The sequence below is a fragment of the Neoroseomonas soli genome (assembly GCF_018129065.1).
Lineage (GTDB): Bacteria > Pseudomonadota > Alphaproteobacteria > Acetobacterales > Acetobacteraceae > Neoroseomonas > Neoroseomonas soli.
Map to the genome: position 1 here is coordinate 29,955 of NZ_JAAEDM010000034.1, position 14,708 is coordinate 44,662.

Below are 14,708 nucleotides of genomic sequence, written 5' to 3' on the forward strand. Positions count from 1 at the left end.
TCAGCCCTCCATCCCCGCGCGCGGGTTCTGCGCCTTGCCGGCCGCCCAGCGCTCGGCAAAGGCTTCGAGCTCGGCGTCCGGCGTGTCCGGCAGCACCAGTCGCAGCGTCACGAAGGCGTCGCCGCGCGTACCGTCCTTCCGCCGCACGCCGCGCCCCTTCAGCCGCAGCACCGTGCCGGTGTTGGACCCCTTGGGCACCGTCACCATCACCGGCCCGGCCGGTGTCGGCACCTCGACCTTCGCGCCCAGCACCGCCTCCGGCAGCGTCACCGGCAGGTCGAGGAGGATGTCGTCGTCGCGGCGCGTGAAGTGCCGGTGCTCCCCGATGCTGACTTCCACCAGAAGGTCGCCGGCCGGGCCGCCGCCAAGGCCGGGAGATCCCTTGCCGCGCAGGCGCAGCACCTGGCCTTCGCGCGTGCCGGGCGGAATGGTCACGTCCACCGTGCTGCCATCCGGCAGGGTCACGCGCTTCGTGCCGCCGTTCACCGCATCGAGGAATTCGATGTCGAGGCGGGCATGGATGTCGCCGCCCTGCATGCGGAACTGCGCCCCGCCCCCTCGCCGCCGCCCGCCGCGACCGAAGAGCGCGCCGAGCAACTCGTCCTCATCGACCATGTCGGCGAAGCCGGCATCGGTCTGATAGGCGCCGGCGCCGCCGGCGTGGTCGCGGTAGTAGTGCGGCGGCGGCTCGGGCGGCCGCTCCTGGCCCGCAGCGTCGATCTCGCCCCGGTCGAAGCGGCCACGCTTCTCGGGATCGCCGAGGATGTCATTGGCGGCGGAAACCGCCTTGAACTTGTCCTCCGCCGCCTTGTCGCCCGGATTGAGGTCCGGATGCAGCTTGCGCGCGAGCGCCCTGTAGGCCTTGCGGATCGCGTCCTGCGACGCGTCGCGCTTCACGCCCAGGACGTCGTAGGGATCCTCGTTCACGATGCCTCCTCGTGCCGGCTGGAGCAGGCCCCGATCAGGTGGACTCACCTGATCGGGTAAAGATGCTGGCGAAAACCAGGGCTTGGAGCGGCCGCCGTGAGCCCTTGCGAACGGAAGCCGTCTAGCCCCCGGCGAGCGCCCCGAGCAGCCGGACATGGCTGTCGATGCCCTTCTCGAAGCAGTTCAGGTCGAACTTCTCGTTCGGGCTGTGCACCTGGTCGTCGTCGAGGCCGAAGCCAACCAGCAGGCTGTCGAGCCCGAGAATCCTCTTCATGCTGCTGACCACAGGGATCGATCCGCCGCAGCCCATCAGCACCGCCGGCCGGCCGAAGGTCGCTTCCAACGCGCCCTTCGCGGCCGTGATGTAGGGGCTGTCGGCCGGCACCTCGATGCCCTCGCTCATGCTGAACACCTGGATCGAGACCTGCGCGTCATCCGGCAGGCGCGCGACGATGAAGTCGCGCAGGCCCGCGAGCACCTTCGTCGGGCTCTGCCCCGGCACCAGGCGGAAGGACACCTTCGCATGGGCTTCGGCCGGGATGACGGTCTTGGAACCTTCCCCCATGTAGCCGCCCCAGATGCCGTTGACGTCCGCCGTCGGCCGCGCCCAAAGCCGTTCCAGCGCGCCGCGGCCGAGTTCGCCCGCCGGCACGGACAGCCCGACGCCCCCGAGGAACGCCTTCTCGTCGAAGTTCAGCGCATCCCATTGCTTCCGCAGTGCCTCGGGCAGGTCCGGCACTTCGTCGTAGAAGCCCGGGATCAGGATCTCGCCGCTCTCGTCCTTCAGGTCGCCGAGGATGCGCGTCAGCAGGTTGATCGGGTTCAGCGCGGACCCGCCGAACAGGCCGGAATGCAGGTCCTTGTTCGCCGCGCGGATGTCGATCTGGGTGTAGAGCATGCCGCGCAGCCGCGTGCTGATCGCCGGCGTCTTCGCGTCCCACTGGTTGGTGTCGGACACCACGGCGAGGTCGGCACGCAGTTCCTCGACATTCTCCTCCAGGAATTCCGCGAGGTTGCGGGAACCGATCTCCTCCTCGCCTTCCACCAGCACACTGACGCGGCAGGGCGGGCCGCCGGCGGTCTCGTGCCAGAAGCGCAGCGCCTCGAGCCAGGTCATGGTCTGGCCCTTGTCGTCCACCGCGCCACGCGCGACCACGCGCGGGCCGTTGGGGCCGTCCGTCAGCACCGGCTCGAAGGGCGGGCTGGTCCAGAGTTCCAGCGGCTCCGGCGGCTGCACGTCGTAGTGCCCGTAGTAGAGCAGGTGCCGCCCGCCGCCCGTCGGGCCGGGATGATGACCGACCACCACCGGATGGCCCTTGGTCTCGCGCACATTCGCGGTGAAGCCGATGGCGCGCAGTTGCTCGCACACCCATTCGGCCGCCCTGCGGCAATCGCCGGCATGCTTGGGCTGCGCAGAGACGGAGGGAATGCGCAGCAGTTCGAACCAGCGCGCGCGGGATTCCTCACGCCGCGCGGCGGCGTGGGCGAGAACGGTATCGACGGTGCTCATGCTTCCTTCGCCTGGCTGCGCAGGACATGCTTCTGGATCTTGCCGGTGGAGGTCTTCGGCAGTTCGGCAAAGATGATCTGCCGCGGCACCTTGAAATGCGCGAGGTGCTGGCGGGAGAAGGTGATCAGCTCCTCCGCCGTCGCGCTTGCGCCCGGCCTCAGCTCGACGAAGGCGCAGGGCGTCTCGCCCCATTTCTCGTCGGGCTTCGCCACCACCGCCACCACCGCGACGGCGGGGTGCTTGTAGAGCGCGTCCTCGACCTCGATCGAACTGATGTTCTCGCCGCCCGAGATGATGATGTCCTTCGAGCGGTCCTTGAGCTGGACGTACCCATCCGGATACTTCACCGCGAGGTCGCCGGTGTGGAACCAGCCGCCCTTGAAGGCGGACTCGGTCGCGCCCTGGTCCTTCAGGTAGCCCTTCATCACCACGTTGCCGCGCATCATCACCTCGCCGAGCGTCGCGCCGTCCGGCGGCACGGGCTGCATCGTGGCGGGGTCCAGGACGTCGAGGCCCTCGAGCGCGATGTAGCGCACGCCCTGGCGTGCCATCAGCGCGGCCTGCTCGGGGCCGGTCTTCGCGCCCCATGCCTCATGCCATTCATTGACCACCGACGGCCCGTAGCACTCCGTGAGGCCATAAACGTGGCAGACGGCGAAGCCCGCGGCCTGCATGGCGGCGAGCACCGCCTCGGGCGGCGGCGCGCCGGCGACGATGAACTTCACCTGCTTCGGCAGCGTCCGCTTCTCGGTCTCCGGCGTGTTCAGCAGCGTCGCCATGACGATCGGCGCGCCGCACATGTTGGTCACGCCCTCCTCGTCCATCAGGCGCCACATGTCGGCGCCGCGCACGGCGCGCAGGCAGACATGCACGCCGGCCTGCGCCGTGACGGTCCAGGGGAAGCACCAGCCGTTGCAGTGGAACATCGGCAGCGTCCAGAGATAGATGGGGTGCTTGCCCATCTCCGCCGACAGCACGTTGCCCACCGCCAGCAACTGCGCGCCGCGATGGTGATAGACCACGCCCTTCGGCTTGCCCGTGGTGCCGGAGGTGTAGTTCAGCGTGATCGCATCCCACTCGTCCTGCGGCAGCGGCCAGGCGAAGGACGGATCGCCCTCGGCCAGCAGCGCCTCGTAGTCCATGCCGCCGAGAGTCTCGCCCTTCGCGGAGGCGGGCGCGAGCGCGTCGTCCACCTCGATGACCAGCGGCTTCGCCTTGGCCTGCACCAGGGCCAGCCGCACCGCCGGCATGAATTCCTTGTCCACGATCAGCGCCTTCGCCTCCCCATGGTCGAGGATGTAGGCGATGGTCGCGGCATCGAGCCGCGTGTTGATCGTGTTCAGCACGGCGCCGGCCATCGGCACGCCGTAATGGCATTCCAGCATCTCGGGGATGTTGGGCAGCACCGCCGCCACCGTGTCCCCGCGGCCGATGCCGCGCTTCGCCAGCGCATGCGCGAGGCGCACGCAGCGCTCGCGCAGCTCGCGGTAGTTCCGCCGCGTCGCGCCGTGCACCACCGCGAGGTGGTCCGGGAAGACCTGCGCCGCGCGCTCCATGAACAGCAGCGGCGTCAGCGGCTGGTGGTTCGCGGCGTTGCGCGCCAGCCCCGTCTCGTAATCGGTCATGTGTCCCTCAACGATCTTCCCAGACGGGTTGGCGCTTCTGCAGGAAGGCACCGATCCCTTCGGCGGCGTCATGCGCCATCAGGTTCTCGGCCATGACGCAGGCGGCCTCGCGGTACGCCTCGCCGAGCGGCAGGTCCACCTGCCGGTAGAAGGCCTTCTTGCCCATCCGTACCGTCAGCACGGACCGCGCGGCGATGCGCCCGGCGAGTGCCAGCGCCGTCTCCATCACCTTGTCCCCCGGCACCACGCGATTCACCAGGCCGATGCGGAAAGCTTCGTCGGCCGGGATCATGTCGCCCAGCAGCAGCATCTCCATCGCCGCCTTGCGCGGCACGGCGCGCGCCAGCGCCACCGCGGGCGTCGAGCAGAACAGCCCGATATCCACCCCCGGCGTGCAGAACCGCGCCTGGTCGGAAGCCACCGCGAGGTCGCAGCTCGCCACGAGCTGGCAGCCCGCCGCCGTTGCCACGCCCTGTACAGCGGCCACCACCGGCTGCGGCAGGCCGACGACGGCCTGCATGACGCGCGAACAGGTCTCCATCGCCCGGTCGAAGAAGCCGCGCCCGCCATCGGCGTCGGCGCGGTGCGCGGTGATCTCCCGCAGGTCGTGACCGGCGCTGAACACCGGGCCGGCCGCGGCGAGCACGACGCAGCGCACGCTGCGGTCCTCGCCGATCGCGGCCAAGGCGTTCTCCAGTGCCTCGAGCATCGGCAGCGACAGGCTGTTGCGTGCCGCCGGACGGTTGAGCGTGAGGATGGCGACGCCGTCGGCGCCGTCCTCCCGCAGCAGCAGCGGCGCTTCCGCGCCCATGTCCTTTGCCGCGCTCATCGGTCGTCCTCCTGCCGTGCGGGCGGAGTATAGCCCGTACGGCCCCGCCGCTTGAAGGCACCCCCTTGCCGGCCCCCGCCCCTGGGGCCAGCCTGCCGCGAGAGCAGCAGGGGGGAGCCGTGCATGGCCTGGACAGCCCACACCATCATCCAGAACGGGAAGGCGATCCCCTTCGAGGAGGCACGCATCCACCCCCTCGCCGTCGGCGTCGCCTATGGCGCCGCGGTGTTCGAGGGCATCCGCGCCTACATGAACCCATCGACCGGCCGCCTCTCGGTCTTCCGGCTGGAGGAACACCTGGCGCGGCTCGACCAGGGCATGAAGTTCCTGCGCTTCGACGACCCGCCGTCGCGCGACGCGCTGCGCCAGGGCGTGCTCGATTCCGTCCGCGCCAATGCGCCGGACGACGATTGCTACATCCGCCTGCAGGTCCACATCGAAAGCCGTGGCTCCCAGGCCACCACCGGCAAGGTCGGCTGGGTCTGCGCCGCCACCCCCCGCGAACGCTCGCCGCAACGCGAGAGCGGGCTTTCGGTCTGCGTCTCCTCCTGGACGCGCATCGCGGACAACACCATGCCCGCGCGCGTGAAGGCGACGGCGAACTACCACGCCGGGCGCATCGCCACGCTCCAGGCCAAGGCGGACGGCTATGACGCGCCCATCCTGCTGACGCGCGACGGCAAGCTCAGCGAGGCCGCCGCCGCCTGCCTCTTCCTGGTGCGCGACGGCGCGCTGGTCACGCCCGGGCGTGACAGCGACATCCTGGAAAGCGTGACGCGCGACACCGTGCTGCAACTCGCCGCAGAGCATGGCATCCCGGCACAGGAACGCCGCGCCGACCGCACCGAGCTCCACGTCGCGGACGAGGTCTTCCTCTGCGGCACGGGCCAGGAACTGGTGCCGGTCACGAGCGTGGACCGCCTTCCGGTGGCCGATGGCCGGCCCGGCCCACTGACGATGCGGCTGCAGGCCGCCTACGAGGCCGTGGTGCGCGGCACCACCAACGCCCATGCGGAATGGCGCACGCCGGTCATCTGACCGACGTGCGCCGTCCGGGGGCGTGCCGCCGAGGGGGAAATGGCGGCGGCGACGTCCCGCACGGTCGCCCGGAGGAGGGGGATGGGTCCTCCGGGCGCCGGGTCCTCAGGCCGCGCGCAGCGGCAGGGCGATGAAGCGGCGGTTGCCCTCGCGCTCCACCTGAAGCGCGATGGAGGGCCGGCCGGCGCCGCGGGCGGCGTTCACCGCCTCGATCACGTCGCGCGGCTGGCGCGCCTCTCGCTCACCGGCGCGCAGCACCACGTCGCCGGGCATCAGGCCACGCTCCTCGGCGACGCTGCCGGGCTCGACGCGGGTGATGGCGACGCCACCCTCGCGCCGCGGCGCAAGCGCGATGCCGAGGGAAGGCTGCCCCGCCGGGCCCGGCTTCGACGCGACGGGCGCGTTGGCCGGATTGTTGCCGATCTCGACGCGCTGTTCCGTCGCCGTCCCGTCGCGCAGCAGCGCGAGCGTCGCGGTCCGGCCCGGCGCCACGTCGGCCACGCCGGCGGCGAGGTCGCGCGGGTTCTCGATGCGGCGGCCGTCGATCGCGGTGATCACGTCGCCCGCCCGCAGCCCCGCCTTGGCGGCCGGGCTGTCCGGCTCCACCGCGGCGACCAGCGCACCCTTCGCGTCGGCAATGCCGAGCGCCGTGGCCAGGTCACGATCCATCGGCTGCAACGACACGCCGAGCCAGCCGCGCTGCACCGAGCCGTGATCCTTCAACTGCGCGACCACGTTCGTCACGATCCGCGCCGGCACGGCGAAGCCGATGCCGATGTTCCCGCCGGAAGGCGAGAAGATCGCGGTATTCATGCCCACCACCTCGCCGGTGGCGTTGAACAGCGGGCCGCCCGAATTGCCGGGGTTGATGGGCGCATCGGTCTGGATGAAGTCGTCATAGGGCCCCGCGCCGATCTGCCGGCCGCGCGCCGAGACGATGCCCGCCGTGGCCGTGCCGCCCAGGCCGAAGGGATTGCCCATGGCCATGACCCATTCGCCGACGCGCGTGCTGTCGCTGTTGCCGAAGGACAGCGCCGCGAGCGGCGCGCCCGCCTCGACCTTGATGAGCGCCACGTCGGTCGCGGTGTCGCGGCCGACCACGCGGGCCGGCATTTCGCGGCCGTCGGCCAGCACCACCTGCACCTGGGCGTTCTCGCCCACCACATGCGCATTGGTCACGATGTAGCCGGCGGCATCGACCACGAAGCCGGAACCCTGGCCGGCGCGACGCTGGCCCTGCTGGGGCCCCTGGCGGCCGAAGCGGCGGAACATCTCCTCCATCGGCGTGCCGCGCAGTTCGGGCGGCACCTCGGCGGCGGCCTGGACGCGCTCGGTGGTCAGCACGCGGACCACGGACGGCGCGACGCGCGCGGCCACATCGGCGAAGTCCGGGCCGACGGCGCGCGGCAGCGCCACGGCGGCGACCGGCGGGGCCTGCTGCGCGATGCCCGGCAGCGCGGTCAGCGCCGTTGTGCCGAGTGCGAGCGCCAGCACGCCGGCGATCAGGGCGGGGCGGCGGCGGTTGAAGGGGGTCGGCATGTCGTCTCTCCCGGTCAGGATATCGGGGCCCCGCCGCGATGGCGGGGCGTCGGATCGCAGAAGACACGCCCCACCATCCCCGCCCCCTGTCGCCGCCCTTACCGATCCGTATGCTGCGCGGGACTGACACCGGAGGCACCGTGAGGATCCTGCTCGTCGAGGACGATGCCGAGACCGCCGCCTATGTCGCGCGCGGGCTCGAGGAAGCCGGGCATGTCGTGGACCGCGCCGCGGACGGGCAGGACGGCTTGTTCCTCGCCACCGGCGGCGGGCACGACGTGATGGTGGTGGACCGCATGCTGCCCAAGCTCGATGGCCTGTCGATGGTCCGCGCGGTGCGCGCCGCCGGGATCGCCACGCCGGCGATCTTCCTGACCGCGCGCGCCGGCGTCGGCGACAGGGTGGAGGGACTCGAGGCCGGCGGCGACGACTACCTGGCCAAGCCCTTCGCCTTCGCGGAACTGCTCGCGCGTATCAACGCGCTCGCCCGCCGCCCGCCGCTGCAACAGGAACAGACCGTCCTGCGCGTGGCCGACCTGGAGATGGACCTGATCCGCCGCGCGGTGACTCGCGCCGGGCAGCGCATCGATCTCCAGCCGCGCGAGTTTCGCCTCCTGGAATATCTGATGCGCCGCGAAGGCCAGGTGGTGACGCGCACCATGCTGCTCGAAGGCGTCTGGGACTTCCACTTCGATCCGAAGACGAGCGTGGTCGAGACCCATATCAGCCGCCTGCGCGGCAAGGTGGACAAGGGCTTCGAGCGGGACTTGATCCACACCGTCCGTGGCGCCGGCTACGTCATTCGTGCCGATGGCTGACATCCATTCCAGCTGGGCCTTCGCGCGCACCACCGCCTTCCGGGTGACGCTGCTGCATCTGTTGCTGACGCTGGCCGGCACGGCACTGGTGGGCGGTGTCGCCTGGTGGTCCACCGCCGGCTTCGCCGCGCGCCAGGCGGCGCAGGAGATCGAGCGTGGGATGGGCGTGCTGCTGCAATCCGGCGCGCTGTCGGGTGCGCGCGGTATCGCGCTGTCGATCGAGGCGCGCATGGCCGCCGACCGCTCCGGCGCGGAGTTCTACCTGCTGGCCGCACCGGACGGGCATCGCGTCGCCGGCAACCTCTCCGGCGTGCCGTCGGAGCCGGGCTGGCGCGAGGGCAGCATCCGCCTGCCGGGCGGGACGGATGCGCCGGTCCTGATGCTCGCCGCCCCCCTGCCCGGCGGCGGCGCGATCGTGGTGGGGCGGGACCTTTCCGCCGTCCGCGAGCTGGAGCAGCGGCTGCTCACCGCCGCGGTCTGGGTGGGCGCCGTGGTGCTGGTACTGGGCCTCGCGGGGGGGCTGCTGATCGGCCGCAGCGTCGCGCGGCGCGCGGCGGGCATGGAGGCGGCGCTCGCTGCGGTGCAGGCGGGCGACCTCACCCGGCGGCTGGAACCTGGAGCGGGCGGAGACGAGTTCGACCGCCTTGCCGCCCGCATCAATGCCACGCTCGATCGCCTGCAGTCGCTCATGGCGGCCTTGCGGGAAGTGACGGACGACATCGCCCACGACCTGCGCACGCCGCTGACCCGCCTGCGCCAGAGGCTCGACGACGCCGCACGCGCACCGACTGCCGAAGCCATCGCCGCCGCGCAGGGCGAAGCCGACAACCTCCTTGAGATCTTCGCCGCGCTGCTGCGCATCGCACAGGTGGAATCCGGCACGCAGCGCAGCGGCTTCACCCAGGTGAACCTTTCCGCGGTCGCGGAATCCGTCGCCGAGGTCTATGCCCCGGCCGCCGAGGCGCGTAGCCAGACGCTGGCCACCGACATCGCCCCGGACGTCGCCCTGACAGGCGATCCCGCGCTGCTGACGCAGTTGCTCGCCAACCTGGTGGAGAACGCCGTCCGCCATGGGCGGGTGGGCGGGCGCGTCGCGCTCGCGCTGCGGGGGGGCGCGCTCACCGTCACGGACGACGGCCCCGGCATCCCGGAAGCGGAGCGCGAGAAGGTGTTCCGCCGCTTCCACCGGCTCGATGCATCACGTTCGACGCCAGGCAGCGGGCTCGGGCTGGCGCTGGTACGGGCGGTGGCGGATCTGCATGGGATGACGATTGCACTGGAGGATGCCGCGCCGGGCCTCCGCGCGCGCATCACGCTGCCCACCGCAACGGCATCGGGGGCGACGCGAGCCGAACGAAATTGAACGATGCGTCGTCGCCTCTCAGAATTTTCCAATATTTGCATTGCCTTACATGGAAGCTACGATCGCCCGCCCGCGGACCAGAAGGTGTCCCATTCCCGTGCGTCGTCGGGGCATTGCCGCCCTCGCCATGATTGCGCTGACCTGCGCGCAACCTCCCGCGACCCGTGCCCAAGAACAGCCCGAGTGCGCCGAGGGCTTCGCCCTGACGCCGGGACTCTGCCTGTCGACCGAGGTCACGGTCGACGGCTTTGCCAATCTGCGCGGCGGCGTTCGGACCGGGGTGGCTGGGATCGGCCAGGTCTGGTCGGACCTCGATGTCGATCTCGGAACCCTCGCCGGACTCGAGGGATGGACCGGCCGCGCCTCGCTGATCGGCATCCTGGGTCGCCAGCCGACGCCGACGCTGACCGGCGGCCTCGCGCCATCGAGCAACATCGAGGCGGTCTCGACCGTCAGGCTCTTCGAGTTCTGGCTCGACCGCTCCTTCGGCCCCCATGGCTCACTGCGCTTCGGGCAGCTTTCGGCGGACATGGAATTCGCCACGATCGAATCGGCGCGCACGCTCGTCAGCGGCACTTTCGGCTGGCCGGTTGCGCTGGGTTCCACCCTGCCCGGCGGCGGGCCCGGCTATCCACTGGCAACGCCAGGAGTCCGGGTTGCCCTCGGTGACCCGAAGGACGAGACGGGGGTGCGCCTCGCGATCTATTCGGGCAATCCGGGCGGGCGTCATGGAATTGACACCAACCCGCAGGACCACAACCGCTACGGCGTCACCTTCAGCACGAGCGGCGGCATCTTCTACCTCGGCGAGGCCGTGACGGGCGCTGCCCGGCCATCGGAGACCGCACCGCGGCCCTGGGTCCTGAAGCTGGGCGGCTGGTATCACAATGGCGGCTTCGACTCGCAGCGCTACGCATCGGATGGGCGACCACTCGCCGACCCGGCCTCGAACGGCGTGCCGCGGCGCTACGGCAACAATTATGGCGGTTACCTGGTCGGCGAGGCGGTGCTCTGGCGCGACGAGTCCGAAAGCGTGCTGGCCTTCACCCGCGCCTTCGCGCAGCCAGGGGACCGCAACGAGGTCGCGCTGCAGATCGATGGTGGCGTCGCTTGGAACGGGCCCTTCGGCCGGAGTTCCGACACGGCCGCGCTCGCCGTTTCCTGGGCGCGAGTCGGCAAAGCGGGGCGCGGCTACGATCGTGACCTGCTCACCTTCGGCACAGCGACGCCGGTGCGCAGCCACGAGACGCTGCTCGAAGTGAACTACGACTTCGCCGTTGAGCCGGATCGGCTCTACGTGCGCCCGCTGATGCAGGTCCTGTTCAATCCCGCCGCTGGAGCGGCGGACGAGCGGAGGAGCGCCACCACCTCGCTTCCAGACGCGGTGCTTGTCGGGCTGCGGGCGGTGGCGCGGTTCTGATCCCCCGGCTAGCTTCCGACGCGGATCGCCGAAACGCGGCGGTTGAGCGCGCGACCGGCCTCGGTGGCGTTATCCGCCAGCGGCTGGTCCGGCCCCCTCCCCTCGACGGCGAGGCGGCCCGCCTCGATACCCTGCGCCACCAGCCAGGCACGCACGGCCTCGGCCCGGCGCTGCGACAGCGGACGGTTCTGCGTTGCCGTGCCGGTGCTGTCGGTATGGCCGACGAGCCTCAGCCGCAGTGCCGGATCGGCCTGCAACGCGGCGCGCAGTTCCCCGAGCACGGCGGCGGCGGAGGCATCGAGCTCGGCCGAATTGGTGCGGAAGGTGATGTAGAGTTGCACCTGGCCGCGCGCGGCGAGCGTCGTCGCGACCGGCGCCTGCACCGGCACGGCGGCCGAGGCCGGGGCGGCAGCGTTCGCGGCGACGCCTTCGAAGCGAAAACTGCCGGGCCAGGCGTCGAAGACGCTGCTGCGTACGCCGTTGCGCAGCGCCCCGGCGTAGGAGTCGCGGCCGGGCAGGCTGCGCAGCGTGACGACGCCGCCCGTCCTCGGGATCGCGCCGGCATGAACCGCGGCCTGGCAGATGCCGGAATCATCCGTGTAGAACTCGACGCCCCAGACGTTGCCGGCGGTCGTCGCCTCACCCGGGCACAGGCAACGCAACGGCTCGGCGACGCCGCGGTAGAGCGCGAAGTTCTCAGGGCAAGGCTGCGGCGCGGCCGTGCGCGCTGCGGCGGGCCGCAAGGTGAAGCTCGAATCGTATGCCTCGTAGTCGTCCGTCGTGACGCCGTTGCGCGTGCTGCCGCGGTAGCTTGAAGCGCCGCGCGCGGCGGTGACCACGACCTCCCCGCCATTCGCGCTCAGCAGGCCGGCATGGCGCGCGGCGGTGCAGATGCGGGAATCCGATGTGTAGGTATCGGTGCCCCAGACCGCTCCATCGTTGATGCTGCCGGCGCGGCAGGCACAGGTGAAGGTTTCGCCGGTTCGTCGGCCGGTGAAGTCGTCGGGGCAGTTGGGCAATGGGCCGTCCTGCGCGACGGCCGGCGACAGCCAGGCGAAGACCGCCAGCGCAGGAAGGAGACGAGCAGGAACCAGCACCAGGGCATTCCTCCAAATTGCGTCCACGAGGACCCGGTGGCGCGCAGAAGGGTGGGCGGCCACGGACCACCGAGCGATAGGCGCCGGCCGCCTGGCCGGCGCTGAAACGATGCATGCTGTCCAGCGGGGCGGACGGCGCGGAGCGCCTCAGCGCGGGCCGGCCGCGTCAGGCCAGAACCGCACGCCCTCCCGCGCCAGCCCGCCGCCGACGCCGACTGCCGTGCCGTCCGCGCGCCAGCACGCGGCACCTTCCATCGCCCCGTCCGGCCGGAAGCCGATGGCGCACATGCCGCCGCCGACATGCGGCATGCGCGCGATGTCATGCCCGCGCGCGGCGAGCGTCGCGCGCACCTCCTCGCCGAAGGCGGGCTCCATCTCCACGGCGTCGCCCTGGGTCCAGAGGCGCGGCGCCTCGACCGCCTCCTGCAGCGACATGCCGTGGTCCACCAGGTTCAGCATCCCCTGCATGACGGAGCCGAAGATGCGCAGCCCGCCCGGCATGCCGAGCGCATAGGCCGGCTTGCCGCCACGCAGCACGATCATCGGCGCCATCGAGGTCGTCACCCGCTTGCCCGGCGCGATGGACAGCGCCTTGCCGGGCCTCGGGTCGAAGGTCGCGAGGTAGTTGTTCGGGATCATCCCCGTGCCGTGCACGATGAAGCGCGCGCCGAAGGTCGAGTTGATCGTCTGCGTCATGCAGGCGATGCGCCCGTCCGAATCCGCCACGGTGATGTGGGTCGTGTTGTTGCTTTCCGCTGCCGCGATGCCCGCGCCCCACGCCTGCGCGCGCGCCATGTCCAGCATCGCGCGCCGCTCGTCGCCATAGGCCGCGGAGATCAGCTTCTCCACCGGCACCTTCACGAAGGCCGGATCGCCCGAGGCCACCGCCCGGTCGGCGAAGGCGATCTTCAGGCATTCCGCCAGCAGGTGCAGCGTATCCGCGCTGCCGAAGCCCATCGCGCGCAGGTCGTAGCCCGAGAGGATGTTCAGCATCTGCAGCACATGCACGCCGGAGGAGGCGGGCGGCGGCGGCAGCACGATCTCGACGTCGCGGTAGGGGCCGCGCAGCGGCGCGCGCTCGATGGTGCAGTAGGCCCGGATGTCCTCCGCGCTGACGATGCCGCCCGCGCGCGCGATGCCGTCGGCCACCGCCTGGCCCAGCGCGCCGTCCAGCGCCGCCGCACCTTCCCGCGCGATGGTCTTCAGCGTCTCCGCGTAGTCGGACTGCACCACGCGATGGCCCGGCTTCAGCGGCGCGCCGTCCGGCACGTAGAGCGCGGCGATGGCCGGGTCCTTCGCCATGTCCGAAGCAGCTTCCTTGGCACATTCCGCGAGATAGGGCGTGGCGCGGAAGCCGCGCTCCGCATGGCGGATCGCCGGCTGCATCACGTCGGCCAGCGGCAGGGAGCCGAAGCGTTCCAGGATCTCGCACCAGGCCTTGAGGTTGCCCGGCGTAGCCACCGACAGGCCGCCGACGACATTCGTCCGCCCGACGGATTCCAGGAAGCGCGGATTCTCCGGCTGCGCCGGGGTGAACATGTCGGGCCGCGCGGCGGACGCGCAGGTCGCCATGCCGTCGATGATGGTGTGCGTGCCGTCCGGCAGCCGCAGATGCGCCGTGCCGCCGCCGAGCAGGCCGACCATCATCGGCTCGACCACCGTGAGCGTGAACAGCGCCGCGATCGCCCCGTCCACGGCATTGCCGCCGGCCGCCAGCATCTCCGCACCGGCGGCGGAGGCGAGCGGATGGTTCGTCACCACCATCCCCCGGCTGCCCGTGGCCGGCCGCTTCTCGCAGGTGAAGCGCGTGCCCGCGCGCGTCGTCCAGTCGCTCGTCATGCCGTTGGGTCCGTTCAGTTCGCTGGCGTGGAAAGCCGCAGCACGCGCTGCGGCTGGCAGAAATCCTCGCGCGCGCGCTCCTCCGTCCTGCCGTCGGACCAGCGGATCCGCAGGTCGTTCATGCAGGGGTTGCGCGAGGGCGGGGTGATGTGGAGCGCATTGCCCGGCGGCAACTCGACGCGTCCGATAAGCGAGGCGCCGTACTGCGCCTCCCCGGCGGGCGACATCTCCACCGCGATGATGTCGGCGGGGCCGAGGTTCATCAGCATGAAGGGGCGCGGGCGCGCCTCCTGCTGCGCCGCGGCCTGCGCGGCGGCGAATGTCAGCGCGAGGAGGACGGCGCCGCCTTGCTTCCTTCGAAACGCAGTTCCGGCGCGGCGCAAAGGTCAACCCCCGGACGATCCTCGGTCCTGCCGCCAACATAGACAACGCGGATGTTGAACAGGCAACCCTGCCCCGCCGGCGGCCGGAGCAGCACGGCGTTGCCGGGGGTGATCTGCGCGTTGCCCAGCCAGTCCTCCCGCCCGATTCCCTCCTGCGCCCGCGCGACGAAAAGGCGGGAGATGGTCTCGCTGGCGACGTTCATCAGCCGCGATGCGGGGGGCCGCTGCGGCGGCACGGGGGCGACCGGGACCGGCGCGGCGTTGCCCTGCGGCGCGGGCGGCGCCGGGACGGGCTCCGGTACGGGCGCGGGCACGGGGGG

Annotated in this window: 12 protein-coding genes and 1 pseudogene; 4 read left to right on the top strand and 9 right to left on the bottom strand. The window is 71.4% G+C overall.

Going from position 1 to position 14,708, the window contains the following annotated elements:
• From GXW76_RS13530 to GXW76_RS13545, 4 genes are all read right to left on the bottom strand, one after another.
• Entirely contained in the window at positions 1-930 is a 930-nt protein-coding gene (locus GXW76_RS13530) for a DnaJ C-terminal domain-containing protein (RefSeq protein ID WP_456307108.1), read from the bottom strand.
• A gap of 118 nt (positions 931-1,048) precedes the next feature.
• Positions 1,049-2,437 (bottom strand): dipeptidase, encoded by a 1,389-nt coding sequence (locus GXW76_RS13535; protein WP_211862613.1) that lies wholly within the window; start codon positions 2,435-2,437, stop codon positions 1,049-1,051.
• Positions 2,434-4,062 carry an acyl-CoA synthetase gene (locus tag GXW76_RS13540; protein ID WP_211862614.1) on the bottom strand — a complete coding sequence of 543 codons (1,629 nt, stop codon included), beginning with the start codon at positions 4,060-4,062 and terminating at the stop codon, positions 2,434-2,436. The genes GXW76_RS13535 and GXW76_RS13540 overlap by 4 nt, the downstream gene beginning before the upstream one ends.
• A 7-nt stretch (positions 4,063-4,069) precedes the next feature.
• A complete protein-coding gene (locus tag GXW76_RS13545) occupies positions 4,070-4,891 on the bottom strand; it encodes an enoyl-CoA hydratase (protein ID WP_211862615.1) in 822 nt (273 codons plus the stop codon).
• A 123-nt stretch (positions 4,892-5,014) separates the two neighbouring features.
• Here GXW76_RS13545 and GXW76_RS13550 point away from each other — a divergent pair, with 123 nt between their 5' ends.
• Positions 5,015-5,929 (top strand): aminotransferase class IV, encoded by a 915-nt coding sequence (locus GXW76_RS13550; RefSeq protein WP_211862616.1) that lies wholly within the window; start codon positions 5,015-5,017, stop codon positions 5,927-5,929.
• 105 nt (positions 5,930-6,034) lie between these two features.
• Here GXW76_RS13550 and GXW76_RS13555 read toward each other — a convergent pair whose 3' ends face one another.
• Positions 6,035-7,468: a Do family serine endopeptidase gene (locus tag GXW76_RS13555; RefSeq protein WP_211862617.1), complete on the bottom strand. Its 1,434-nt coding sequence runs from the start codon at positions 7,466-7,468 to the stop codon at positions 6,035-6,037.
• 140 nt (positions 7,469-7,608) lie between these two features.
• Between GXW76_RS13555 and GXW76_RS13560 the strand changes: the two genes are divergently transcribed.
• The 3 genes from GXW76_RS13560 (at position 7,609) to GXW76_RS13570 (ending at position 11,069) form a co-directional block, all read left to right on the top strand.
• Entirely contained in the window at positions 7,609-8,286 is a 678-nt protein-coding gene (locus GXW76_RS13560; protein WP_211862618.1) for a winged helix-turn-helix domain-containing protein, read from the top strand.
• Positions 8,279-9,649 carry a sensor histidine kinase gene (locus GXW76_RS13565; RefSeq protein ID WP_211862619.1) on the top strand — a complete coding sequence of 457 codons (1,371 nt, stop codon included), beginning with the start codon at positions 8,279-8,281 and terminating at the stop codon, positions 9,647-9,649. Before GXW76_RS13560 ends, GXW76_RS13565 begins: the two co-directional genes overlap by 8 nt.
• Before the next feature lie 97 nt (positions 9,650-9,746).
• Positions 9,747-11,069 carry a carbohydrate porin gene (locus tag GXW76_RS13570; RefSeq protein ID WP_211862620.1) on the top strand — a complete coding sequence of 441 codons (1,323 nt, stop codon included), beginning with the start codon at positions 9,747-9,749 and terminating at the stop codon, positions 11,067-11,069.
• Between the two features lie 8 nt (positions 11,070-11,077).
• Here the strand turns inward: GXW76_RS13570 and GXW76_RS13575 are convergent, their stop codons facing one another.
• The 4 genes and pseudogenes from GXW76_RS13575 to GXW76_RS13590 form a co-directional block, all read right to left on the bottom strand.
• A complete protein-coding gene (locus tag GXW76_RS13575) occupies positions 11,078-12,166 on the bottom strand; it encodes an LCCL domain-containing protein (protein ID WP_211862621.1) in 1,089 nt (362 codons plus the stop codon).
• Between the two features lie 147 nt (positions 12,167-12,313).
• Positions 12,314-14,005 (bottom strand): gamma-glutamyltransferase, encoded by a 1,692-nt coding sequence (ggt, locus tag GXW76_RS13580; RefSeq protein WP_246514263.1) that lies wholly within the window; start codon positions 14,003-14,005, stop codon positions 12,314-12,316.
• Between the two features lie 14 nt (positions 14,006-14,019).
• Entirely contained in the window at positions 14,020-14,274 is a 255-nt protein-coding gene (locus GXW76_RS13585; RefSeq protein WP_211862622.1) for a hypothetical protein, read from the bottom strand.
• Between the two features lie 53 nt (positions 14,275-14,327).
• Positions 14,328-14,708 (bottom strand): annotated as a pseudogene (locus tag GXW76_RS13590) (hypothetical protein); the annotation flags it as partial.